Annotated in this window: 25 protein-coding genes; 10 read left to right on the forward strand and 15 right to left on the reverse strand. The window is 69.6% G+C overall.

Annotated features, from left to right (window positions below; translation table 11 throughout):
• Positions 1-32: 32 nt before the first annotated feature.
• The 4 genes from ASD30_RS11965 to ASD30_RS11980 all read right to left on the reverse strand — a co-directional run bounded on the left by ASD30_RS11965 (position 33) and on the right by ASD30_RS11980 (position 3,939).
• Positions 33-935 carry a glycosyltransferase family 2 protein gene (locus ASD30_RS11965; protein ID WP_056681551.1) on the reverse strand — a complete coding sequence of 301 codons (903 nt, stop codon included), beginning with the start codon at positions 933-935 and terminating at the stop codon, positions 33-35.
• Positions 932-1,864, reverse strand: a complete 933-nt coding sequence (locus ASD30_RS11970; RefSeq protein WP_056684857.1) for a glycosyltransferase — start codon at positions 1,862-1,864, stop codon at positions 932-934. The genes ASD30_RS11965 and ASD30_RS11970 overlap by 4 nt, the downstream gene beginning before the upstream one ends.
• Positions 1,865-1,892: 28 nt before the next feature.
• Entirely contained in the window at positions 1,893-3,227 is a 1,335-nt protein-coding gene (locus ASD30_RS11975; protein WP_235532575.1) for an LCP family protein, read from the reverse strand.
• A gap of 172 nt (positions 3,228-3,399) precedes the next feature.
• A complete protein-coding gene (locus ASD30_RS11980) occupies positions 3,400-3,939 on the reverse strand; it encodes an acyl-CoA thioesterase (protein WP_056681553.1) in 540 nt (179 codons plus the stop codon).
• A 49-nt stretch (positions 3,940-3,988) separates the two neighbouring features.
• Here ASD30_RS11980 and ASD30_RS11985 point away from each other — a divergent pair, with 49 nt between their 5' ends.
• On the forward strand, positions 3,989-5,257 hold the full coding sequence (locus tag ASD30_RS11985) for an LCP family protein (protein ID WP_056684859.1): 1,269 nt from the start codon (positions 3,989-3,991) through the stop codon (positions 5,255-5,257).
• Positions 5,258-5,655: 398 nt separating this feature from the next.
• On the forward strand, positions 5,656-6,366 hold the full coding sequence (locus ASD30_RS11990; RefSeq protein WP_056681554.1) for a GAF and ANTAR domain-containing protein: 711 nt from the start codon (positions 5,656-5,658) through the stop codon (positions 6,364-6,366).
• A 4-nt stretch (positions 6,367-6,370) separates the two neighbouring features.
• Here ASD30_RS11990 and ASD30_RS11995 read toward each other — a convergent pair whose 3' ends face one another.
• A complete protein-coding gene (locus ASD30_RS11995; protein ID WP_056681555.1) occupies positions 6,371-7,540 on the reverse strand; it encodes an acyl-CoA dehydrogenase family protein in 1,170 nt (389 codons plus the stop codon).
• Between the two features lie 80 nt (positions 7,541-7,620).
• Between ASD30_RS11995 and ASD30_RS12000 the strand changes: the two genes are divergently transcribed.
• Genes ASD30_RS12000 through ASD30_RS12015 form a run of 4 tightly spaced genes read left to right on the forward strand, consistent with a single transcriptional unit; the run spans position 7,621 to position 10,355 of the window.
• Positions 7,621-8,277 carry a TetR/AcrR family transcriptional regulator gene (locus tag ASD30_RS12000; RefSeq protein WP_200951146.1) on the forward strand — a complete coding sequence of 219 codons (657 nt, stop codon included), beginning with the start codon at positions 7,621-7,623 and terminating at the stop codon, positions 8,275-8,277.
• Between the two features lie 10 nt (positions 8,278-8,287).
• Entirely contained in the window at positions 8,288-8,701 is a 414-nt protein-coding gene (locus ASD30_RS12005; protein WP_056681557.1) for a CoA-binding protein, read from the forward strand.
• Positions 8,698-9,150: an alternative ribosome rescue aminoacyl-tRNA hydrolase ArfB gene (gene arfB, locus ASD30_RS12010; protein ID WP_056681558.1), complete on the forward strand. Its 453-nt coding sequence runs from the start codon at positions 8,698-8,700 to the stop codon at positions 9,148-9,150. The genes ASD30_RS12005 and arfB overlap by 4 nt, the downstream gene beginning before the upstream one ends.
• Before the next feature lie 59 nt (positions 9,151-9,209).
• Positions 9,210-10,355, forward strand: coding sequence for an LCP family protein (locus ASD30_RS12015; protein ID WP_056681559.1), 1,146 nt, complete (start codon positions 9,210-9,212; stop codon positions 10,353-10,355).
• An 18-nt stretch (positions 10,356-10,373) separates the two neighbouring features.
• Here ASD30_RS12015 and purE read toward each other — a convergent pair whose 3' ends face one another.
• The 5 genes from purE to ASD30_RS12040 are packed head-to-tail and all read right to left on the reverse strand — an operon-like array spanning position 10,374 to position 14,376.
• On the reverse strand, positions 10,374-10,895 hold the full coding sequence (gene purE / locus ASD30_RS12020; protein ID WP_056681560.1) for a 5-(carboxyamino)imidazole ribonucleotide mutase: 522 nt from the start codon (positions 10,893-10,895) through the stop codon (positions 10,374-10,376).
• Between the two features lie 21 nt (positions 10,896-10,916).
• Positions 10,917-12,083 (reverse strand): 5-(carboxyamino)imidazole ribonucleotide synthase, encoded by a 1,167-nt coding sequence (locus tag ASD30_RS12025; protein WP_200951147.1) that lies wholly within the window; start codon positions 12,081-12,083, stop codon positions 10,917-10,919.
• An 18-nt stretch (positions 12,084-12,101) separates the two neighbouring features.
• Entirely contained in the window at positions 12,102-13,085 is a 984-nt protein-coding gene (locus ASD30_RS12030) for an adenylate/guanylate cyclase domain-containing protein (RefSeq protein WP_082563795.1), read from the reverse strand.
• The gene (locus ASD30_RS12035; protein WP_056681561.1) at positions 13,075-13,584 is read right to left on the reverse strand and encodes a PH domain-containing protein; all 510 of its coding nucleotides are present in this window, start codon (positions 13,582-13,584) and stop codon (positions 13,075-13,077) included. The genes ASD30_RS12030 and ASD30_RS12035 overlap by 11 nt, the downstream gene beginning before the upstream one ends.
• A 24-nt stretch (positions 13,585-13,608) precedes the next feature.
• The gene (locus ASD30_RS12040; protein ID WP_056681562.1) at positions 13,609-14,376 is read right to left on the reverse strand and encodes a biotin--[acetyl-CoA-carboxylase] ligase; all 768 of its coding nucleotides are present in this window, start codon (positions 14,374-14,376) and stop codon (positions 13,609-13,611) included.
• A 45-nt stretch (positions 14,377-14,421) separates the two neighbouring features.
• Here ASD30_RS12040 and ASD30_RS12045 point away from each other — a divergent pair, with 45 nt between their 5' ends.
• Both ASD30_RS12045 and ASD30_RS12050 read left to right on the forward strand, forming a co-directional pair.
• Positions 14,422-16,026, forward strand: coding sequence for an acyl-CoA carboxylase subunit beta (locus ASD30_RS12045; RefSeq protein ID WP_056681563.1), 1,605 nt, complete (start codon positions 14,422-14,424; stop codon positions 16,024-16,026).
• A 162-nt stretch (positions 16,027-16,188) separates the two neighbouring features.
• Positions 16,189-16,413 (forward strand): acyl-CoA carboxylase subunit epsilon, encoded by a 225-nt coding sequence (locus ASD30_RS12050; protein WP_056681564.1) that lies wholly within the window; start codon positions 16,189-16,191, stop codon positions 16,411-16,413.
• A 57-nt stretch (positions 16,414-16,470) separates the two neighbouring features.
• On the opposite strand, the gene ASD30_RS12055 is transcribed toward ASD30_RS12050, so the two are convergent.
• On the reverse strand, positions 16,471-16,893 hold the full coding sequence (locus ASD30_RS12055; protein ID WP_056681565.1) for an NUDIX hydrolase: 423 nt from the start codon (positions 16,891-16,893) through the stop codon (positions 16,471-16,473).
• A gap of 22 nt (positions 16,894-16,915) precedes the next feature.
• On the opposite strand from ASD30_RS12055, the gene ASD30_RS12060 reads away from it, so the two are divergent.
• Positions 16,916-17,926 carry a P1 family peptidase gene (locus tag ASD30_RS12060; RefSeq protein WP_235532576.1) on the forward strand — a complete coding sequence of 337 codons (1,011 nt, stop codon included), beginning with the start codon at positions 16,916-16,918 and terminating at the stop codon, positions 17,924-17,926.
• On the opposite strand, the gene ASD30_RS12065 is transcribed toward ASD30_RS12060, so the two are convergent.
• Positions 17,923-18,879 carry an ArsR/SmtB family transcription factor gene (locus tag ASD30_RS12065; RefSeq protein WP_056889947.1) on the reverse strand — a complete coding sequence of 319 codons (957 nt, stop codon included), beginning with the start codon at positions 18,877-18,879 and terminating at the stop codon, positions 17,923-17,925. The genes ASD30_RS12060 and ASD30_RS12065 overlap by 4 nt on opposite strands.
• A 33-nt stretch (positions 18,880-18,912) precedes the next feature.
• Positions 18,913-19,563 (reverse strand): C39 family peptidase, encoded by a 651-nt coding sequence (locus tag ASD30_RS12070; RefSeq protein ID WP_056681568.1) that lies wholly within the window; start codon positions 19,561-19,563, stop codon positions 18,913-18,915.
• Between the two features lie 117 nt (positions 19,564-19,680).
• Between ASD30_RS12070 and ASD30_RS12075 the strand changes: the two genes are divergently transcribed.
• On the forward strand, positions 19,681-20,274 hold the full coding sequence (locus ASD30_RS12075) for a hypothetical protein (protein WP_235532577.1): 594 nt from the start codon (positions 19,681-19,683) through the stop codon (positions 20,272-20,274).
• A gap of 15 nt (positions 20,275-20,289) precedes the next feature.
• Here the strand turns inward: ASD30_RS12075 and ASD30_RS12080 are convergent, their stop codons facing one another.
• Both ASD30_RS12080 and ASD30_RS12085 read right to left on the reverse strand, forming a co-directional pair.
• The gene (locus ASD30_RS12080) at positions 20,290-21,564 is read right to left on the reverse strand and encodes a hypothetical protein (RefSeq protein WP_056681569.1); all 1,275 of its coding nucleotides are present in this window, start codon (positions 21,562-21,564) and stop codon (positions 20,290-20,292) included.
• Positions 21,557-22,075: an RNA polymerase sigma factor gene (locus ASD30_RS12085; protein WP_056681570.1), complete on the reverse strand. Its 519-nt coding sequence runs from the start codon at positions 22,073-22,075 to the stop codon at positions 21,557-21,559. The genes ASD30_RS12080 and ASD30_RS12085 overlap by 8 nt, the downstream gene beginning before the upstream one ends.
• Positions 22,076-22,164 lie beyond the last annotated feature (89 nt).

Consider the following 22,164-nt stretch of genomic DNA (forward strand, 5'->3'; position numbering starts at 1 on the left):
GGGTCTCCTCAGCAATTGGTGCGGCGGTCAGTCTAGCGAGCGGGCGGTACGGCCCCGGGTGGCTGCCGCATGTGGCGCGCCGACCGGATGGCCTTGATCACGTTGGCAGCCTCCGCACGGCCACCGCGGAGCGGGCTGAGCAGCAGCACGGCGATCACGATCAGCCACGGCTTGAGTCGCACGAGCGCGTTCTCGCCGTACCGGAAGTGGACGACGAAGAGGTTGCGGAACATGTAGAACCCCTTCCACGTGTCCAGGGCGTGCTGCTGGTTGAAGTCGAGCTGGCGCACGAGCACGGCGTCGCGCAGCGCGAGGATCGTGAACCCGGCCCGCCGGGCGCGGATCGCGAAGTCGGCGTCGTCGTAGAAGATGAAGTACGACGGGTCGGGCAGGCCGATCTCGTCGATCACCCGACGGTGCACCATGAAGCCCTCGAAGGCGACCACCTCGATCGGCACCTCCGCCGGCAGGTCGGCCCGCGAGGCGTAGGCCTGGTCGACGCTGGCCGTCTTCGGCCGGATCCGCAAAGGGTTCCTCAGGTCGAAGTGCATCGCCGACTTCTCGACGAGGTTGCCGGCGAGGTCCTCGCGCACTGCCATCAGGCACGGGCCCTCGTGGGCGGCCAGGACGGCCAGGCAGTCGGGCGCGGGCACGACGTCGTCGTCCATCAGCCAGATGCGGTCGAACCCGGCGTCGTACGCCTGCTTGACGCCGAGGTGGAAGCCGCCGGCTCCGCCGAGGTTGTCGTCGCTGTGGGTGACCTGCAGCGGGAGGTCGTCGCGGTCGAGCACCTGGCGGGTGTGGTCGGCGCTGGCGTTGTCGATCACGAAGACCGCGTCGGGTGCCCGGGTCTGGGCGGCCAGCCCGTCGAGCATGCCGGCCAGGAGGTCGGCCCGGTTGTAGGTGACGATCACGACCGCGATGCGCTCACTCATGCCAGGAACCTCCCGTGGCCGGTGAAGTCGTTGCGCAGCCCGGCGCCGATGCCCCGGGCGCTCAGCGCGAGCCGCTTCGGGGAGGGGCGGGTGAAGGCGTAGAACCACACGGTCTTCACGATGAAGGCGAGCACGTGCGGCAATCCGCGGTAGGTGCGCAGGTTGACCACGTTGTTGCGGGCCATGCAGTAGTGCTTCAGGTCGGACGGCGAGTGGTTGTACGTCGTGCGGCCGAACATCATCGGCGTACCGAGACTGCCGACCGAGGGGTGACGCACCGTGGCGTCCACGACCGTGGCGATGCGGGCGCCGGCCTTCTCGGCGCGCAGGCGGTACTCGTGGTCGTCGCCCCAGATGAAGAACTCGGCACGCGGCAGACCGATCCGCTCGGCCAGGTCACGGGTGACCAGCACGCCGTTGAACGGGATGACGATGTCGTCGATGCGCCCGTCAGCGGCCGCGGCGCGTACGTCGGCCAGGTCGTGCACCACCGTGGTGCCCCCGGGCAGGCGGATCGGGAAGACGAGCCGTTCGGCGTCGTCCTGGTCGACCACCACCGGCCCCCAGAAGTCGAGGGTGCCGTCGTGCTCGAGGAGCAGGGCCAGGCAGTCGTCGTCAGGCATGCCGTCGTCGTCCATCAGCCAGAGCAGGTCGGCGTCACGCTCGAGGCCGATCCGCATCCCCTCGTGGAACCCGCCCGCACCGCCGCGGTTGTCGCCCAGCGTGACCGCCCGCAAGGGGACGGCACCGTCGGCGTCCTGGCCGGCCAGCCACTCACCCGTACCGTCGGTCGACGCGTTGTCGACGACGACGATCTCGGTGACGTCCGGCGTACGACGCAGGCGCTCGAGGAGTCCCTGGAGCAGCGACAACCGGTTGAACGTCACGACGACCGCAACGATGCGTCGGGCGTGGGATGGGGTCGGCACGGCGACCACCCTAGAGGGGGAAGTCGGATTAGCAGGCAGCGGCGAGGTCCTCGGAGGCGTTGGCGGCGTAGCCCTCGTCGCGGGTGCCGATCGCGGCGCCGTTGGTGGAGGCGTTCTTCCTGGCCTTGCCCGGCTTGCCGGCCTTGCCCTCGGCCTTGTCGATGCCCTTCTTGACCATCGCCTTGATCTTGGCCAGGTCGGGGTCGGCCGTATTGATCGCCGGCGGGACGATCGAGACCGACGAGATCTTCTGGTCCTTGGCCTTGAGTGCGAGGTCGATGAACGTCGCGAACTCGCTGCGCGGAAGGTTGGTCTCGATCATCGAGCCGCCCGCCTCGGCGATCTCGCCGAAGTTGCTGACCACCTTCTGCGGACTGACCTGGGTGGCCATCGCGTTCATCATGCACTTCTGGCGGGCCATGCGTGAGTAGTCGTCCGAGCCCTCGCGGGAGCGGGCGTACCAGAGCGCGTCGTGGCCGTTGAGCTTGCGGGTGCCGGGCTCGATGTAGCCGGTGACGTCGCTGCCGAGGCCGCCGACCGGGATTCGGTCGCGGACCGTCACGGTCACGCCACCGACCGCGTCGACGAGGTCCTTGAAGCCCTGGAGGTTCACCATCGCCCAGTAGTTGATCTTGAGGTCGGTGATGCCCTCGACCGCCATGATCGTGGCGTCGATGCCCGGAGACTTCGACTTGCCGAACAGGTCGGTGTGGTCGCCGGCCCAGGTGCTGACGCCGTTGAGGTAGCAGCCCTCGCAGTCGAAGCCGTCGGGGAACTGCTCGTCCATCACCGACCCCTTCTTGAACTTGAAGTTCTCGAGGTTGCGCGGAAGACCGATCAGCACGGTGCGGCCGGTCTCCTCGTCGATGCTGGCGATCGTCATGGAGTCGGGGCGCAGGCCCCAGCGCCCGGCGCCGGAGTCGCCACCCATCAGGAGCACGTTGTAGCGACCGTGCTCGGCGTCGCTGACCTTCCCGTTGGCGAACATCGCCGCGAAGTCCCGCTGGACGGTGACCAGGTGGGCACCGAAGAGCAGGGTGCCGGCGACGGTGAAGCAGAGCACGCCGTTGACGCCGACCGCCATGAGCCGCTGGTTCTTGACCAGGGTCAGTGGCTGGCCGAGGCGCCAGGCGTCGACGAACAGGGCGGCCCAGCCGATCGCGATGCCCATCATGAGCAGTCGGACCAGGTCGAGGGCGCCGAGGTTGAAGGCCATCTTGAAGGCGAACTTGTGCCAGACCAGGGTGATCAGGAACAGCAGGACGCTGGTGGCGATGAGGCCCATCCAGATGCGGATCGCGATCCGGCCGATGCGCTTGTTGCCGGCCACGAGCTGCGCGGAGCCGGGCACGACCAGGGTCATCACCATCAAGGTGATGGCGCGCCGGAAGCGCACCTTCGCTGCACGGTCCGCCTCTCTGGCGTTACCGCTCTGGCGATCGTGCAACCCGGGGGAAGATGCGGGTGGCATCGACTGAGCCTCTCTGATCGGGGAAGTAATCAGTGACGTCAGCCAGTATCACCAGTCACACCAGTCACATCGTGGTGCGACGCGCCGAATCGTTCCGACCGGACTCGATCTCCTGCTTCTTGGCCAGGCGGTGCGCGCGACGGATCTCGGCCTCGCGGAGTCGCCGTACCTCGTCGGGAGTGGTGGGCTCGATGCTCGGAACGGTGCGCGGGTGGCCGGCCTCGTCGATGGCCACGAAGACGAAGTACGCCGAGGCGACGTGCAGCGGGTGTCCGGACGCGTCGGACCACGGCTCCGCCTCGATCCGCACGCCGATCTCCATCGACGAACGGCCCGCCCAGTTGACCTGCGCCGTCGTACGCACGATGTCGCCCACGTGCACGGGCTCGAGGAAGGCCATCTCGTCCAGGGCGGCCGTGACCGCCGGGCCTCCGCTGTGCCGTTGGGCCGCCGCGCCCGCCGTCGAGTCGGCCAGCTTCATGATGTCGCCGCCGTGCACGTTGCCGAGCAGGTTGGCGGAGGTTCCGTGCATCATCTCGGCCAGCGACACCCTGGAATACGTCGGCGGCCGACTGGCTGGCTGGTCGGGCAGGGGAACGGTCATGGCGAGCAGATTAGCGGTGACCGACGCCCTGCCCGGTAGCGTCTGCCTCATGGTTGACCGCCCCCAAGGGCCCGAACCGGGCACCCCTGAGTACGAATGGCTCTACGGCAAGAGCCGTCCGCAGTCAGACGACGACGCCACCCAGATCATCCCGCAAGGACAGGTCCCGCCCACTGCGAACCGTCCCGACCCAGGCCCGGAGCACACGCAGGTCATGCCCTCAGCAGAGCCGTACCGCACACCCCCGCCGCCCGGCCAGCAGCCGAACACGGCGCAGCCCAACCGGCCCCTGGCACCGCCACCGGGCCAGCAGCCGCCCTCGGGAGGCGGTCGCGGGTTCGGCGTACGCCGACCGCGGTTCCGCCCGCTGCGCTGGCTGATGCTGTTGCTGCTGCTGTGGCTGGCCTTCCTGATCGCGACGCCGATCTTCGCGTTCAACAAGATCTCGACCGTCGACGCCTTCCCGAGCGGTGACCGCCCCGACGACCAGGACGGTACGACGTACCTCGTGGTCGGCAGCGACTCCCGCGCGGACCTCTCCAAGGAGGAGCGCAAGAAGCTCGGCACCGGCGGCGACGTCGGCCAGCGCACCGACACGATCATGCTGCTGCACACCGGCAAGGGCCCGAACCTGCTGATGTCGATCCCGCGCGACTCCCTCGTGGAGATCCCCGGCCACGGCACGGCGAAGATCAACGGCACCACGAACCCCGACGCCTACAAGGGCGGCGGACCGAAGCTGCTGATCAAGACCATCGAGCACAACACCGGCATCAAGATCGACCACTACGTCGAGATCGGCTTCGGCGGGTTCGTCGACGTGGTCGACGCGGTCGGCGGCATCGAGATCTGTCCCACGAAGGACATGACGGACAAGCAGGCCAACCTCAAGATCGAGAAGGGCTGCCAGGAGGCCGACGGCGTCACCGCCCTCGGCTACGCGCGCTCCCGCAAGACCGACCCGCAGTTCGGCGACATCACCCGTGCCAAGCACCAGCGCGAGGTGGTCTCCGCGGTCGGGTCGAAAGCCGTCTCGCCGTGGTCGGTGATCAACCCGATCCGCTACTGGAAGCTCAACATGGCGGCCGCCCGCACGGTCAAGGTCAGTGAGGGCACCGGCCCCATCGACCTGGGTCGTTTCGCGTGGGCGATGACCCGGGTCGACGGCGACAACGGCCTGACCTGCGGCGTCCCGATCTCCGACCTCGCCGTCCACTGGGACGCCGAGCGCTCGAAGGAGATGTTCGAGCACATCAAGGACGACGACACCGAGGGCATCTCCAACGACCTCTGCACCGAGACCGGCCTCAAGGACTGAGCCCCGTTCAGGACGGGTCCGGCGGCCCCCCACGGACCGCCGGCCCCGAACTGAGCGACCGGGCTGCGTGCACGGCCGAGGTGTAGCGCCACCGATGCCCGGACTCCCCTGTCACCCGGGGTCGTGGCGCCACCGAACGCGCGTCCACCCCGGCGCGCGACGAAGGTGACTCCCCGGCGACCGGACCTACCGGTCGCGACTCGGGGCGAACCACTGCGTAAGTGTCCATCCGAACCACCTGGGCGAGCCGATGCGAGGGCCGCCGGGGTCTGGGACGGTTGCGCCGAGTGACGCAGGTCACATGCAAGCACCAATCCGGGGCGCTCGGCAATAGGAATGGCCCGAATTGGGTACAGGACAAGGGATTGAGAGACCCTCCCAGCCACAGGAGGTATCACGTGCCGCACGACCACACGTCGTTCCTGAACACCCTCACCGAGTTCAGCAGTCGACTGCTGGCGTCGTACGACGTCGACAGCATTCTCGCCGAGCTGGCCGAGCGCCTGACCCAGCTCTTCGGCCTGGCCGGGAGTGGTGTCATGGTCGCCGCGCCTGATGGGCGACTCGAGTTCGTGGCCGCGGTCCCGGAGGAGTTCGCCATCCTGGAGCGCCAGCAGGCGGGCTCGCAGGACGGTCCGTGCGCCACGGCCTACCGCAGCGGACGGACCGTGGTCGTACCCGACCTCGCCGCCGAGCCGCACCGCTGGCCGACGTACGTCGCCCTGGCCGGCACGATCGGCGTGCGTGCGGTTGCCGGCCTGCCGATGTGCCTCGCCGGACGGTCGGTCGGCGCGGTCAACCTCTACTCAGCCGCGCCGAGACAGTGGTCGGAGAGTGACCTGGTCGCCGCCCGCGTGCTGGCCAACCTGGCCACGTCGTTCCTCATCAACGCGTCACTGTTCGACGAGCAGCGCCGCCTCACCGACCAGCTCCAGGCCGCGCTCGACTCGAGGATCGTGATCGAGCAGGCCAAGGGCGTGCTCTCCGCCGATCGCGGCATCTCGGTCGACGAGGCGTTCGAGCGGATCCGCTCCCACGCCCGCGCCCGCGGTCAGCGGATCCGCGACGTCGCGGCGGCAATCGTGGGCGCGGGCAGCCGACTCGGGTGACGGGTCAGAGGTTCGACTGGATGCCGGCGAGCAGCTGGCGGGCCATCACGATGCGCTGCACCTGGTTGGTGCCTTCGTAGATCTGGGTGATCTTGGCGTCGCGCATCATCCGCTCGACCGGGTAGTCGCGGGTGTAGCCGTAGCCGCCGAGCACCTGGACGGCGTCGGTGGTCACCTGCATGGCGACGTCGGAGGCGAAGCACTTGGCCGCGGCACCGAAGAACGTGAGGTCCTTGTCACCGCGCTCGGAGCGGCCGGCGGCGGCGTACGTCATCTGACGGGCGGCCTCGACCTTCATGCCCATGTCGGCGAGCAGGAACTGGAGTCCCTGCTGGTCGGCGATCGGCTTGCCGAACTGGATCCGCTCCTTGGCGTAGTCCAGCGCGTAGTCGAGGGCGCCCTGGGCGACACCGACGGCCTGGGCCGCGATGGTGATGCGGGTGTGGTCGAGCGTCTTCATGGCGATCTCGAAGCCCTGGCCCTCCTCACCGATGATGCGGTCGGCCGGGATGCGCACGTTGTCGAAGTAGACCTCGGTCGTCGGCGAGCCCTTGATGCCGAGCTTCTTCTCCGGCGCGCCGAACGAGACTCCCTCGTCGGACTTCTCGACGACGAACGCCGTGATGCCCTTGGTGCGCTTGTCCGGGTCGGTCACGGCGAGCACCGTGTAGTACTCCGAGACACCGGCGTTGGAGATCCAGCGCTTCACGCCGTTGAGCACCCAGTGGTCGCCGTCGCGCACCGCGCGGGTCTTCTGGTTGGCCGCGTCGGACCCGGCGTCGGGCTCGGAGAGGCAGTAGGAGAAGCCGCCCTCACCGGCGGCCAGCTTGCCGAGGTACTTCGCCTTGAGCTCCTCGGAACCGCCGATCTGCACCGGCAGCGAGCCGAGCTTGTTGACCGCCGGGATCAGCGAGGACGACACGCAGGCGCGGGCCACCTCCTCGATGATCAGGACCGTGGCCAGAGCGTCGGCGCCGGCGCCGCCGTACTGCTCGGGGACGTGCGCGGCGTGGAAGTCGGCGGCCAGCAGCGCGTCGGCCGCCTCCTGCGGGAAGCGGGCGTTCTCGTCGACCTCCGCGGCGTACGGCGCGACCTTGGCGTCACAGACCGCGCGGACGGCCTCGCGGATCGCCTGGTGTTCCTCGGACAGGGCAAACATGGGGTGCTCGGACATCGAAGGGGTCTCCTGAGAACGTTGCGGTACGACGTACCGTACTAATGGTACTACGTACCGCGCAACGTAAGATGGCTCGCATGCCGACCTCCACCCGTGCCCGCCTCGTCGACGCGGCGTTCGCGCTCTTCGAGGAGCGCGGCTTCCACGAGACCACCGTCGAGGAGATCACCGCCCGGGCCGGCACCGGCCGCACCACGTTCTTCCGCCACTTCCGCGGCAAGGAGGACGTCGTCTTCCCCGACCACGAGCAGCTCCTCCCCCGGGTCGCGGCGCGACTCGGCACCGCCACCGGCACCACTCGTGAGGTGGCGCTGCGCGAAGCGGCCCGCATCGTGCTCGACCACTACCTCGACGAAGGGACCACCGCCCGGGCCCGCTACCGGCTGACCCGCACGGTCCCGGCGCTGCGGGACCGCGAGAGCGCCAGCGCCCAGCGCTACCTGCGGCTCTTCCGGGAGCACATCGCCACCTGGACCGCCAACGAGCCCGACGGGGAGCTGCGCGCTGAACTGCTCGCGGCCGCGGTCATCACGGCGCACAACCACGTGCTGCGCCGCTGGCTGCGGGAGGAGACCGACGCCGTCGACGCGGAGTTCGATGCCGCCCTGACCCGCGCGCTGGCCACCGCCGACCCGTCCGCCGGCGCCAGCGCCACGGTCGTCGTGCACACCAGCTCGACCGACGTCGACCAGGTGCTCCGGGACGTGCGCGACGCCCTGACCCGCGGTGGTTAGGCTGACCGGCATGGACACGTGGCAGGACCAGAAGGCGATCGACTTCATGCTCGACGAGTGTGAGACGTGGGCCGTGGTCGGACTCAGTGACAATCCCGAGCGCACCGCCTACCCGATCTCGGCGTTGCTGAAGGCCCGCGGCAAGCGCATCGTGCCGATCCACCCCGACGCGCCCGTGGTCCACGGCGAGCAGGGTTACGCGACGCTGGCGGAGGTGCCGTTCCCGATCGACGTGGTCGACGTCTTCCGTCGTTCCGAGGCTGCCGGACAGTACGCCGACGAAGCGGTCGCGGTCGGCGCGAAGGGCGTCTGGTTCCAGCTCGGCGTGATCGACGAGGCCGCCTTCGAGCGCACCCGCGCCGCCGGCGTACCGATGGTGATGGACACCTGCCCGGCCATCCAGTGGGGCAAGCGCGGCTCATGAACCAGCCCGGCGAGGACCTCGTCGTCGGGGCCGGACCCGGACTGCCCGACGGGCTGGTCGTCCCCGCGGCCGAGCTCACCGAACGCTTCTCGCGCTCCCCCGGTCCCGGCGGTCAGTCGGTCAACACCTCCGACTCACGCGTCGAGCTCGACTTCGACGTGTCGCAGTCGACAGTGCTCAGCGACGCACAACGGGCCCGCGCGATGCGGCACCTGGCCGCGCGCCTGGTCGACGGGCGGGTCATCATCGCGGCCTCCGAACACCGCTCCCAGTTCCGCAACCGGGCCGCGGCGCGGGAACGGCTGGCCGTCCTGCTGCGCGAGGCCCTGGCCCCGCCCTCACCGCCCCGCCGACCGACCAAGCCGACGCGCGGGTCCCAGCGCCGACGGCTCGAGGCGAAGAAGCAGCGCGGACAGACGAAGTCGCTGCGCGGTCGCGTCACCGAGTGAACCACCGTGCGTGAGTGTCCCTGCGGTCTGTTCTTGGCGGCACCGGGCACACTGACACGATGGAGAATGAGCCGCCGGGGGACGCGTCCGAACAGGCAGACACCCCACCGCCCTCACGCTGGCGACGGGCCCGTTCCGGGTGGACCGCGTTCCGCCGCAAGCACACCAAGGCGCTGATCGCGTCGGTGGCCGTCCTGGCGCTCGTGGTGGGCGCGTGCGGCTACTACCTCTACTCGCTCAACGCCAAGCTCGACAACATCGACCGCTTCTCCACCGACAAGCTCGACGACGAGAACCGCCCCGACCCCAACAAGGGCGACGCGGTGAACATCCTGCTCCTGGGCTCCGACGCCGGGAAGAAGATCGCCGGCGAGAGCGCCGACACCTCACTCGCCGAGGACGTCGACGCCGAGGAGTGGCCGAACGGCAAGTACCGCAGCGACACGATCATGGTCGTGCACATCTCGGCCAACCGGAAGCACGTGTATGTCGTCTCGATCCCCCGCGACACCTTCACGATGATCTACGACGACAACGGCGAGCCCACCCACAAGAACAAGATCAACGCGGCCTTCTCGGCGTACGGCCCGGTCGGCACCCTGTCCACGGTCGAGCACCTCACCGACGTACGCCTCGACCACGTCGCGATCATCGACTGGGCCGGGTTCAAGGACCTGTCGACCGCCGTGGGCGGCGTGCCGGTGACCATCCCCGAGACGTTCTACGACGAGAAGCAGGACGTCACGTGGAAGGCCGGCAAGTACAACCTCAAGGGCGAGAAGGCGCTGCAGTACGTCCGCACCCGGCACGGCCTGCTGCGTGGCGACTTCGACCGCATCGACCGGCAGCAGAACTTCCTCCGGTCGCTGATGACGAAGGTGCTCGAGGCCGGCACCCTCACCAAGCCGCGCCAGTTCTCCGACACCCTGTCGGCGATCACCGACCACCTCACGGTCGACATGGACTGGGAGAACGGCGACCTCCGTGGTCTGGCCCTGTCCCTGCGCGGCACCAAGGCCGAGGACGTGAAGTTCATGACCGTGCCGATCGCGGCGACTCCGACGATCGACAAGTACGGCTCCATCGTCGAGCTCAAGGAGGACCAGACCGCCGAGCTGTTCGGCCTGCTCCGCAAGGGGCAGATGGAGACCTACGTGAAGAAGTACCCCGACGAGCTGCTCGGCGACGAGGACGACATCGACTGATCCGGGTCCGGCAGTGACTCAGAAGCCGGTCTTGCGAGGCTTCTGCGCGTCGCGGACGACCTTGCCCTTGGCGCGGGCCATCTCGGAGAGCGACTCCTGGTAGGCGACCAGCTTGCGCTGCAGGTCGTCGTCGGCGGTGGCCAGGATGCGCGCGGCCAGGATGCCGGCGTTCTTGGCGTTGCCGATCGCCACTGCTGCCACCGGGATGCCGCCCGGCATCTGCACGATCGAGAGCAGCGAGTCCATGCCGTCGAGGTACTTCAGCGGCACGGGTACGCCGATCACCGGGAGCGGCGTGACCGAGGCGAGCATGCCCGGCAGGTGTGCCGCGCCGCCGGCACCGGCGACGATCACCTTGATGCCGCGACCGGCCGCGTCCTTGCCCCAGGCGATCATCTCCTCGGGCATCCGGTGTGCGGAGACGACGTCGGCCTCCCAGGCCACCCCGAACTCGTCCAGGATCTCCCCGGCGGCGCGCATCACCGGCCAGTCGGAGTCGGAGCCCATCACGATGCCCACGCGGGCAGCAGAGTCGGTCATGTCACTCACTCTCCCTGACGTTCATTCGGACTCGTTGCCCAGGTCGCCGCGGAACCACGCCGCGGCGTGCCGGGCCCGTTCGAGGCAGTCGTCGAGGTCGTCGCCGTACGCGTTCACGTGGCCGACCTTGCGGCCCGGGCGCCACTCCTTGCCGTAGAGGTGCACGCGCAGGAACGGGTCTCGCGCCATCGCATGCGGGAACCCGTCGTACAGGCGTCCGGCGGCGACGTCGCCGCCGAGGATGTTGACCATCACGGTCCACTTCGCGCGGGTCGCCGGCGAGCCGAGCGGCAGGTCCATCACTGCGCGCAGGTGGTTCTCGAACTGGCTGGTCACCGCGCCGTCCTGGCTCCAGTGGCCCGTGTTGTGCGGGCGCATGGCGAGCTCGTTGACCAGCACCCGACCGTCGGTGGTCTCGAAGAGCTCGACCGCCAGGACACCGGTGACCTCGAGCTCCTTGGCGATGGTGAGGGCGATCTGCTGCGCCTGCGCGGACAGCTCGGGAGCCAGGTCGGGCGCCGGGGCGATCACCTCGAGGCAGATGCCGTCCTTCTGGGTCGAGGCCACGACCGGGTAGGCCGCGGCCTGGCCGCTGGGCGACCGGGCGACCAGGGCCGAGAGCTCACGGCGGAAGTCGACCAGCTCCTCGGCCAGCAGCCGTACGCCGGAGGCGGCCGCGGTCTCGAACGCATCGGCGCAGTCGGCTGCCGAACGCACCACCCACACGCCCTTGCCGTCGTACCCGCCGCGCGTGGTCTTGAGCACCGCCGGGAAGCCGAACGCCTCGACCTCGGAGAGCTCCGAGACCAGTGCGTGGCGCGGGCACGGGATGCCCAGCGCGGTCAGGCGCGATCGCATCACGCCCTTGTCCTGGGCGTGCACGAGGGCCCCGGGCCCGGGGCGTACGGCGACGCCGGCCTCCTCGAGCGCGTGAAGGTGGTCGGTCGGGACGTGCTCGTGGTCGAACGTGACGACCGCGCAGCCGTCGGTCACCGCGCGCAGGGTGTCGAGGTCGCGGTAGTCGCCGACGGTGTGGTCGACGATCACCTGGGCCGCGGAAACGCCCTCGGCCTCGGCGAGCAGGCGCAGCGGTAGGCCCAGCGCGATGGCCGGCTGGGCCATCATGCGGGCGAGCTGTCCGCCGCCGATCACGGCAAGCGTCGGGGCCAGTTCAGGAGCGTGGGACACGCCCGAACCCTAACGCTGTCAGCGCTGGCGGACCGAGATGGGTTCGACCAGGCCGAAGCCACGCAGCGGGCGTGCCGGGAGGCGGCGGGTCTCGAACCTGTCGGCGGGCAGCCTGGCCGCCGTGGCCTCGTCGATGATCATGCGGTTGCGCCGGGCCACTGCGGTCAGTCGTGCGGCGAGGTTGACCGGCGGGCCGAAGACGTCGCCCATGCGCATCACCACGCCGCCACTGGCCAGTCCCACGCGTACGTCGGGCATGCGGCTGTCGCGGCCGATCACGGTGATGATGCCGTCGGCGATGTCCAGCGCCTTGACCGGGTCGTCACAGATGAAGAGCACCGAGTCGCCGAGGCTCTTGATCACGCGGCCGTGGTTCGTGGAGACGACGTCGTGGCAGCGGGTCTCGAAGACCTCCACGAGGTCGCCGACGCGCTCCTCGCCGATCTCGTTGGACAGTGCGCTGAACGCGACGATGTCGGCGAAGCCCACCGTGACGTCGGAGGTCTTGAGCTCTTCGTCGTCGGGGCCCAGCGACTCGATGCGGGACGCCGCGGCCGCGAGGTGCCGGCGCCAGGCGTAGACGAGCAGCTGCTCGAAGGGTTCGCCGACCTTCTCCAGCATGTGCAGGGCCGCGGCCATCCTGTTGTCGCGAGCCCCCTCCCCGGTGGGCAGCTGGGGCACCAGGGTGGCGACCTCCCAGTCGGCCAGCCTGGCCATCGTCGTACCGACGGCGCGGGTGAGGTTCAGGGCGGTGTCGAAGTCGATGAGCCCGGAGTCGACGGTCTGCTGGAGCAGGGTCAGGGCGGCCATGTCGTGGGAGGTGAAGGCGACCTCGTCCTCGGCGTACTCCGGGAAGCCGAGGGCGCGCCACAGGCGACGGGTGACCTCGACCTCGACGGAGGCCTCGACCGCGATCTGCTCGGCGGTAAATTCGGCGCTGGTGCCGAGGATGCCCGCTACCAGGTCATCGCGGCTCAGCGGCTGGTCGGGCTCAGGTGCCATCGTCGTTGCGCTGCTCCGACAGGCGGTGCAGCTCGTCGGCCACCCGGAGCTGGATCTGCTCGACCCGCGGGATGTCGTGGAGCTCGACCCGGCCCTGCTCGCTGGCATCGGAGACCACGAGGGTGCCGCAGCCGAAGATGCGGTCGATGACGCCGATCTCGAAGTCGACGCCGCTGATCCGGTTGAGCGGGATCGTGCGGCCCTCCTTGGCGATGAAGCCGGAGCGGGCGAGGAAGCGCCGGTTCGTGAACGTGTAGGACGTGGTCAGCCAGGTGAGGAACGGCCGCACCACCCACCACACGAAGACGATCGCGGCGACGACCCAGACGACGATGTCGATCACCTTGCCGGTCGTGCCGTCACCCAGCCCGCTGAGGTAGACAGCGGCAGCCAGGGTCACCAGCAGCACGAGGATCGGCAGGAACAGCGCCTTGACGTGCGTGCGGGTGGTGACGACGACGTGTTCCCCGTCGTTGAGGAGGTTCTTTGAGATGGCCACGGTCAGATCATGTCAAACAATCGGTCACCGCACATGGATGACGTCACCGGCGCTCACGGATACCTGCCCGGAGGCGGACTCCACGACCAGCTGGCCACCCGTGTCGATGCCGGTCACGCGTCCGGTCAGCGGCTCCCCGGCAGGCACCTCGACCCGCACGTCCTTGCCCACAGTCACGCACGCGGCGGCGTACGACGTACGCACCGACTCGAGGTCCGTGGACAGTGCGGCAAGGGTGGACTCAAGAGATGAGAGCAGGCCGTTCAGCAGGTCCGTGCGGTCGGGAGCCTCCCCCGACTCGAGGGCCAGTGAGGTGGCCGTCTCGACCGGCAGCTCGTCGCGCGTGGTGGAGACGTTGAGCCCGATGCCGATCACGGCCGCCGGGCCGTCCGGTGTCTCGATGCGCTCGACGAGGATGCCGGCCAGCTTGCGGCCGTCGACCAGCACGTCGTTGGGCCACTTGAGTCCGAGGCCGGGCACCGTGCCGGAGAGCGCGGTGTGGATGGCGAGTCCGGTGGCCAGCGGGATCCACGGCCACACGACAGGTGGGAGGTCGGGCCGCTTGAGCAGCGAGAAGGTCAGCGCGGAACGGGCCGGCGTCTCCCACACCCGGTCGAGACGACCGCGGCCCGCGGTCTGGTGCTCGGTGACCACCACCGTGCCGTCAGCGGCACCGTTGCGGGCCCGACTTCCCAGCTCGGCATTGGTGGAGCCGACGGCAGGGAGGATCTCGACGCTGGCGGGCAGGCGGTCGCGGTCAAGGGGTGGGCGCGGGTCGGTTGCGGAAGTCATGGGCACTACATTGGCCCACGGACATCCGAGGAGGCCAGCACCAACATGACCACAGCCGAGAACGAGCCGCAGCTCGACATCCACACGACCGCCGGAAAGCTCCAGGAGCTCGAACGGCGCCTCGACGAGGCCGTGCACGCCGGTAGCGAGAAGGCGATCGAGAAGCAGCACGCCAAGGGACGCAAGACCGCTCGCGAGCGGATCGCGCTGCTGTTCGACGAAGGTTCCTTCGTCGAGCTCGACGAGCTTGCCCGTCACCGCTCCGTGGCCTTCGGGCTGGAGAAGAACCGTCCCTACGGCGACGGCGTCGTCACCGGCTACGGCACGGTCGACGGTCGTCAGGTCTGCGTCTTCTCGCAGGACTTCACCGTCTTCGGCGGCTCGCTGGGCGAGGTCTACGGCGAGAAGATCACCAAGGTGATGGACCTCGCGATCAAGACCGGCTCGCCGATCATCGGCATCAACGAAGGTGCCGGTGCCCGCATCCAGGAGGGCGTCGTCTCGCTCGGCCTCTACGGCGAGATCTTCAAGCGCAACGTGCACGCCTCCGGTGTGATCCCGCAGATCTCGATGATCATGGGCAACTGCGCCGGCGGGCACGTCTACTCCCCCGCTGTCACCGACTTCACGGTCATGGTCGACGGCACCTCGGCGATGTTCATCACCGGTCCCGACGTGATCAAGACCGTCACCGGCGAGGAGGTGACCATGGAGGAGCTCGGCGGCGCGCGCACCCACAACACCAAGTCGGGCAACGCGCACTACATGGCCTCCGACGAGGAGGACGCGTTCGAGTACGTCAAGGCGCTGCTGTCCTACCTGCCGCAGAACAACCTCGACGAGGCCCCGTCGTACGACGAGGAGGCCGACCTCGAGATCAGCGACCTCGACCGGACCCTCGACACGCTGATCCCGGACTCCCCGAACCAGCCCTACGACATGCACACCGTGATCGAGAGCGTGCTCGACGACGAGGAGTTCCTCGAGGTCCAGTCGATGTTCGCGCCGAACATCATCATCGGCTACGGCCGCATGGAGGGCCGCCCGGTCGGCGTGGTCGCGAACCAGCCGATGCAGTTCGCCGGCTGCCTCGACATCGACGCGTCCGAGAAGGCCGCTCGCTTCGTGCGCACCTGCGACGCGTTCAACATCCCGGTCCTCACGTTCGTCGACGTACCCGGCTTCCTGCCCGGCACCGACCAGGAGTGGAACGGCATCATCCGCCGCGGCGCGAAGCTGATCTACGCCTACGCCGAGGCCACCGTCCCGCTGATCACGGTGATCACCCGCAAGGCCTACGGCGGTGCGTACGACGTGATGGGCTCCAAGCACCTCGGTGCCGACCTCAACGTCGCCTGGCCGACCGCGCAGATCGCCGTCATGGGCGCCCAGGGTGCGGCCAACATCGTGCACCGCAAGACTCTCGCCGCCGTCGAGGCCGAGGGCGGCGACGTCGAGTCGCGTCGTGCCGAGCTGGTCGACGAGTACGAGACCACGCTGGCGAACCCCTACATCGCCGCCGAGCGTGGCTACGTCGACACGGTGATCATGCCGCACGAGACGCGCACCGAGATCGTCCGCGGCCTGCGCCTCCTCCGCTCCAAGCGCGAGATTCTGCCGGCCAAGAAGCACGGCAATATTCCTCTGTAAGGGCCGCCAGGCCCGTCAGGGGGATGTTGCCTGCTTCTTTCCGCAGGAGTCGAAGAAGCGAACGCGGCGGCCGAAGGAACACCCGGAACTCACGACAGGTCAGCCAGAACTGGCGACAGGTCGATCAGAACTCACGACAGGTCGACGACCGAAGGAGATGACATGACAGCCGAAGACAAGCCAGCACAGCAGCCGATCCTCAAGGTCGTCAGCCCCGACGCGACCCCGGAGGAGATCGCCGCCCTGGTCGCGGTGTTCTCCTCGCTCGGCACGACCGAGGCCCCGCCGAGGAAGCGACAGTCGGAGTGGTCGGCCAACCACCGTCGGGTGCGGGTCAACTACTCCCACGGGCCGGGTGGCTGGCGCTCGAGCGGCCTGCCCCGCTGAATCTCGTACAAGGATGCGATCTGCAGTCACCCGGTAACTGCAGATCGCATCCTTGTCTCATTCCTGGCTGTTGAGCATCACCATCGCCCGGTCAACGAGCGACACCGTGTCCAGGCCGGCGACCTCGTCGAGCGGGATCCACCGGCACTCGTCGGTGGTGCCGTCGACCTCGTGGGTCAGCTCACCGCCGGTGATGTGCCCGCGGTAGATCACCCGCAGTCCGCGCAGGTCGCCGGCGCCCTTCGAGAATCGGGCGGCGGCCGGCACGTAGTTCGTGTCGACACCGAGCAGTCCGTCGAGCGCGACGTCGAAGCCGGTCTCCTCCCGGAACTCGCGGACCGCAGTCTCCTCGGTGGACTCGTAGTCCTCCATGCCTCCGCCGGGCAGGGTCCACCCGGTCTTGCCGTTCTCGTTCCAGTGGGCGAGCAGCACCGCGCCGTCCTCGACCACCACCACATAACTTGCTGGTCTGGTGTCCATGGTGCGTGACCATACTGGTGGGGTGACCTCCAACAGCATCACGGACGTGCCGGGCATCCGGGTGGGCCAGGCCGAGCGCATCGGCGACGGCTGGTTGAGCGGGGCGACGGTCGTGCTGGCGCCGCCGGGCGGTGCCGTCGGTGGCGTCGACGTACGCGGTGGCGGGCCCGGCACGCGCGAGACCGACCTGCTCGATCCGCGCAACCTGGTCGAGCTCGTGCACGCGGTCGTGCTCAGCGGCGGCTCGGCCCTGGGCCTGGCCAGCGTCGACGGGGTCGCGCAGCGGCTGTTGCACGACGGCGTCGGCTTCCCGATGGGCGGGCCCGGTGAGGTGGTGCCGATCGTGCCGGCGGCGGTGCTCTTCGACCTCGGTCGGGGCGGCACGTTCGCCAACCACCCCGATGCGGCGCTCGGCGCTGCGGCCTACGACGCGGCCTCGACCGACGTGCGCGAGGGAACGGTCGGCGCCGGCACCGGCGCACGGGTCGGTGGCCTCAAGGGCGGCATCGGCTCCGCATCGGTCCGGCTCGAGGACGGCACGACGATCGGCGTGCTCGTCGCGGTGAACGCGGTCGGCTCGGCGGTCGACCCACGCACCGGCGAGCTGTACGCCGAACGCCACTGCGTGCCCGGCGACCTGCCGCCCCTGCGTCGTCCGACCGAGGACGACCTGGTGGCCGCACGCGCTGCCGCGGCGGCCGACCCCTCGCTGGTCAAGCCACCGTTCGCCACCACGATCGGGGTCATCGCCACCGACGCGACGCTGACCAAGGCCCAGTGCGCGAAGGTGTCCGGTGTCGGCCACGACGGCCTGGCCCGGGCGATCAACCCGGTGCACACGATGTTCGACGGCGACACCCTCTTCACGCTGGCGACCGGCGCCCGCGAGCCCGTGGACGTGTTCGCGTTCCAGGACCTGCTGACCGCCGCCGGTGACTGCGTCACGCGTGCGGTCGGCCGCGCCGTACTCGCCGCGGAGTCGGCCGGCGGCATGCGCAGCTACCGCGAGGCCTTCCCCTCGGCTCTGATCTAGGTCGGTCGCACCAGTCGGCTGCCGAGGTCGGAGAGGCCATAGAGCACCGAGCGGCCGTCGCGGGTGGTGTCGAGCAGCCCGGCCGCGGTCAAGGACCGCAGCTGCTGGTTGACCGCCGAGGAGGTCTTGCCCAGAAGCAGTGCGAGCTCCTTGGTCGTGCGCGGCTCCGACAGGGTGGACAGGAGCTGTGCGCGCACGTCGCCGACCAAGGCTGTCAGGTGGTCGTCGGCCCGGGCGGTCAGGGTGTGGAGGTTGCCGTGCCCGCGCGCCGGATAGATCAGCGTGGGACTGCTCCGTGCCACTGCGGGATACGAGATGTTCAGCGTGAACAGGGACGGCACCAGCACCAGGCCGCGCCCCGCGATCGCCGCTTCGTAGGACGTACCGACCCGGTTGTCACACGCCAGGCGGGTGCCGTCGAAGGTCAGGCTCGGCGTCAGCGCATCGAGCATGTGCCGCAGGCCGTGGTCGGCGATCTGGGTCGAGCGGTGGCGGATGTCGGCCCGCAACACCGAGCGGAAGGCGGGCCAGAACGGCGAGAAGCAACGGTCCCAGTAGGCCTGCACCTGGGCCAGGATCCGCCCCCTCAGCGCGGGCGTCGGCCCCCTGAGCACCTCCGGCCGGTTCTCCGGCCACAGGTCCTCGAGGTCCAGCTCGATCGCGTCGGCCGGGAGCGTGGCGACCGTCTGCAGCTCGTCGCACAGCCGGGGCAACGGCAGCTCCGGTCGCGGGTTGAGGAAGTCGGGTGTGCCCAGCCGTTGGTTGACCAACGCCGTCAACAGCTCGAGGTCGAGGTCGCCGACCTGTCGGGCCACGTGCGCGTGCCAGCCTGCCGGCACGGGGTAGGTCGTCGGGGCCCGCAGCACCCGCAGGGAGAGGCACAGCTCGCTGAGCGGCGACACCCCGAACCGGAGTGCACTGAGGTCACTGTCCCGGGCCTCGTAGACCATCACCCGCGTCAGTCTGGCACGCCCGACCGGTGCGGCTCACCAGTTGTAGAAGTGGCCCTCCATCAGCCAGACGAGGTCATCGAGGGTGATCCAGTACTGCGAGTTCCCGTTGAAGTAGGCCGGGTCGGAGATGCGCACCGTCCCGTAGTTGGTGTCATACCCGTCGACCACGAAGAGGTGGTGGATCATTGTCGGGTTGTCGTAGTACGGGTAGGTGTGCGGCGGTGCACCGATACCGGTCACCACGGCGAAGCCGCCGTCGATGTCCTCCTGGATGCGACTCCAGATCGTGGCCTTCGCGGCCTGCCCGCCGCCGTCCGGCACGTAGACCGCCTCGTAGGGCGCACCCGAGAAGTGCCGCAGCGCGGTGACTGCGGCGTCGGCGGTCGTGCCGTAGTCGGGACTCGTGCCCATGAAGGCCGCGAGGGTCTCCTGCGACACGTCGATGCCACGGATGCCGAGCGCCATGCTGATCGCCGTCGGGCCGCACCAGTACGACGTCCGCTGCCACTGGTACGGCGTGTTGAGGTAGTGCTCGCCGACGCCGAGCGTGACCCGCGACGGTGCGCCCTGCTGCGACGTCGTGGGTGTCGGTGGTGTGTCGGCAACCGCCGGTGGGGCGAGCGTGGCCGAGAGCGCGAGACCGACGATGGCCGAGATCAGCCGCGGTCGAAGGGTGAAGCCCATGAGGTGGTCCTCCCGAGAGTGAAGATTCCTGGTCACCCATCCCGCCACGGTCCGGCAGGTCGCGGTATCGATGTAGTGATCGACTTGATCCACTACGAGCGCACGCCAGCAGGCAGGATGAGCCTCGTGATGATTCCGCGCGCCGTCCTCGACGGCATCGTCTCGGGTGAGCTCGACCTCGCGTTCCGCCGCTGGACCCGGCGCATGCACGTGCCCGGCGGTTCACAACGTACGGCGGTCGGTGTGATCCGATTCGACGAGGTGGACGTGGTCGACCCCGACGCGATCACCGAGGACGAGGCTCGACGCAGCGGCCTTGACCTGGCCCGGCTCCGTGAGGTCCTGGACCGCAAGCCCGGAGACGTCTACCGGATCCGGATGAGCTTCGCCGGCGACGACGAGCGGGTGACGCTGCGCGAGAAGGCACGCCTCGGGCCGAAGCAGCGTGCAGAGATCGTGGCCCGACTGGCCGGCATGGACGCGCGCAGCAAGCACGGTCCGTGGACCCGCTCGCACCTCGAGCTGATCGACGGCCGGCCCGGCGAGCTGGCCGAGACCATCGCGGCCGATGTCGGCCGCACGAAGCTGCCGTTCAAGGCCGACATCCGACGGCTCAAGGAGCTCGGCCTGACCGTGAGCCTGCGGCCCGGCTATCGACTCTCCCCGCGCGGGCGTGCCGTGCTGCGGCACCTGCGCTCCCTCGACGAGTGAGGCCCGCCAAACCGACTACCTGACCACGAGGGGTTGCCACGTGGCGCCGGCGTCAGTGGAGCGATGGACCGCTCCGTCGGCGGTCACGGCATCGATGGTGAGGACACCGTGGTGGGCCTGGATCCCCAGCACCTGTGCGGGTTCCCGGTCGAACGGCGCACCGAGGCGCACCGGGGTGAACCGCGTCCAGTCGTCGCCGGCCGAGACGTGCAGGCCCGTCGGAGCGTCGCCGTCCGACCAGTCCTCGACGTCGATCAGCAGCCGCCCGTCAGGCAGCACCGCCTGGTGCGCGATGTAGGCCTGCGGGCTGCTCGACTGGTCGAACCGCTGCACCGCACCGTCGCCGTCCCAACGGTGCACGACGTTGAACGGGAACAGCGTGGCTCCGTCGCCGCCGGCCACCACGGCGTGCCGGTCGGGATCCGCCGAGGGCACCAACTGGGTCAGCAGGTTCTCCGCGTCGAGCGGGTGGCTCGACCACGTGGCTCCCCCGTCGTCGGTCCATCGCGCGGTGGGGCCGTTGTAGTCGAGGAACGAGATCCGCTCGCCGTCCTGCTGCCAGGTGGCCACGCCGCTCGGGAGCGGGATCGGGTGGGCGGCCCCGGTCCCGGGATCGACGGCCAACAGGCCGATGATCGGCACGCCGGAGCCGTGCACGGCCGCGACGACTTCGCCTGCCGACAAAGGGGCCTCCGTGTCGTCCGCGACCACCGCCGTGCCGGTGCCGTCGGCATCGAGCAGGAACGGGGTGGCGCCCGGGTCCCAGCGCTCGGCCAGGAATCGCCCGGAGCCCGCCGACCGGACCTCGACCGGGTTGGCCAGCCGGAACGCGGCGTACGTCGTGTAGCCGTCGTCGGTGATCGCCACGGCGTACTTCGGGTTGTCGCACTGCGCCGGGCACAGCTGCCAGACCGAGGCCCGGCTGTCCGGGTCGTCCGGGTCGACGGTGAGAGAGAAGAGGGTCGCTGCCGGGTTGCTGACGATCGCCTCGGCCCGGGCGTCGGAGATCGGGCCGGTCCCGTGGTCGGTCTTCGGCTCGGCCGGCGCGCTCGGAGTCGAGGTGGGCGGCGCGACCGGGCCCGGCTCGCTCGACGGGTCACCGCCGCCGAGCCACTGGGTCGCACCGATGACGGTCACCACGGCCAGGGCAGCCGCCCCGGCCGCCGCCGTACGGCGAACCGTGGTGCGGCGTCGTCCGCGGGCGGCCAGTGCGTCGAAGTCGGGAATGCGGGCAACGTCGGCCGCGGCGTCACCGATCCGGCCGGTCAGGAGCTCGTCGAGGTCACGCACGGGACTGTCCTTCCTGGACTGAGCGGCCCTCCGGGGCCGTGGCTTCGGTCATCAGTGCGGCGAGTGCGGTGCGGCCGCGACTGAGCCGCGCCTTCACCGTGCCGAGAGGCGCACCGACAGTCCTGGCCACCTCGTCCACCGGGAGGTCGGCGAGGTAGTGCAGCGCCAGCGCCTCGCGTTGGGCCTGCGGCAGTCGACCCATCGCGGCGACCAGGGCCAGCCGGTCCTCGGCGAGGTCGGGGCTGCGGCCGGAGCCGACGGAGGGCGCCTTCCGGGTCAGCTTCTCGCCCAGCTGTCGGCGCCGGAACCTCGTGCGGGCGATGTTCACCGCGACGGTGCGCAACCAGGCCTCGGGATTCTCCGCTGCCTCGAACGTACGCCGATGGCTGACCGCCCTGACGAAGGCCTCGGAGACCACGTCCTCGGCCTCGGACAGGTCGCCGCACACGCCGTACAGCTGGCCGACGAGACGCCGGTAGGAACCGGCGAAGCTCTGCTGCACCGCGTCCATGTCGTCCCCTGTCCGCCCGGCGGTTGCCGGGCCCTTGAACCAGTCTCATTCCACACGACCAACGACCCCGGTAAAAGGTTGCCGCGTCT

The sequence above is a fragment of the Nocardioides sp. Root140 genome (genome assembly GCF_001426745.1).
GTDB lineage: Bacteria > Actinomycetota > Actinomycetes > Propionibacteriales > Nocardioidaceae > Nocardioides.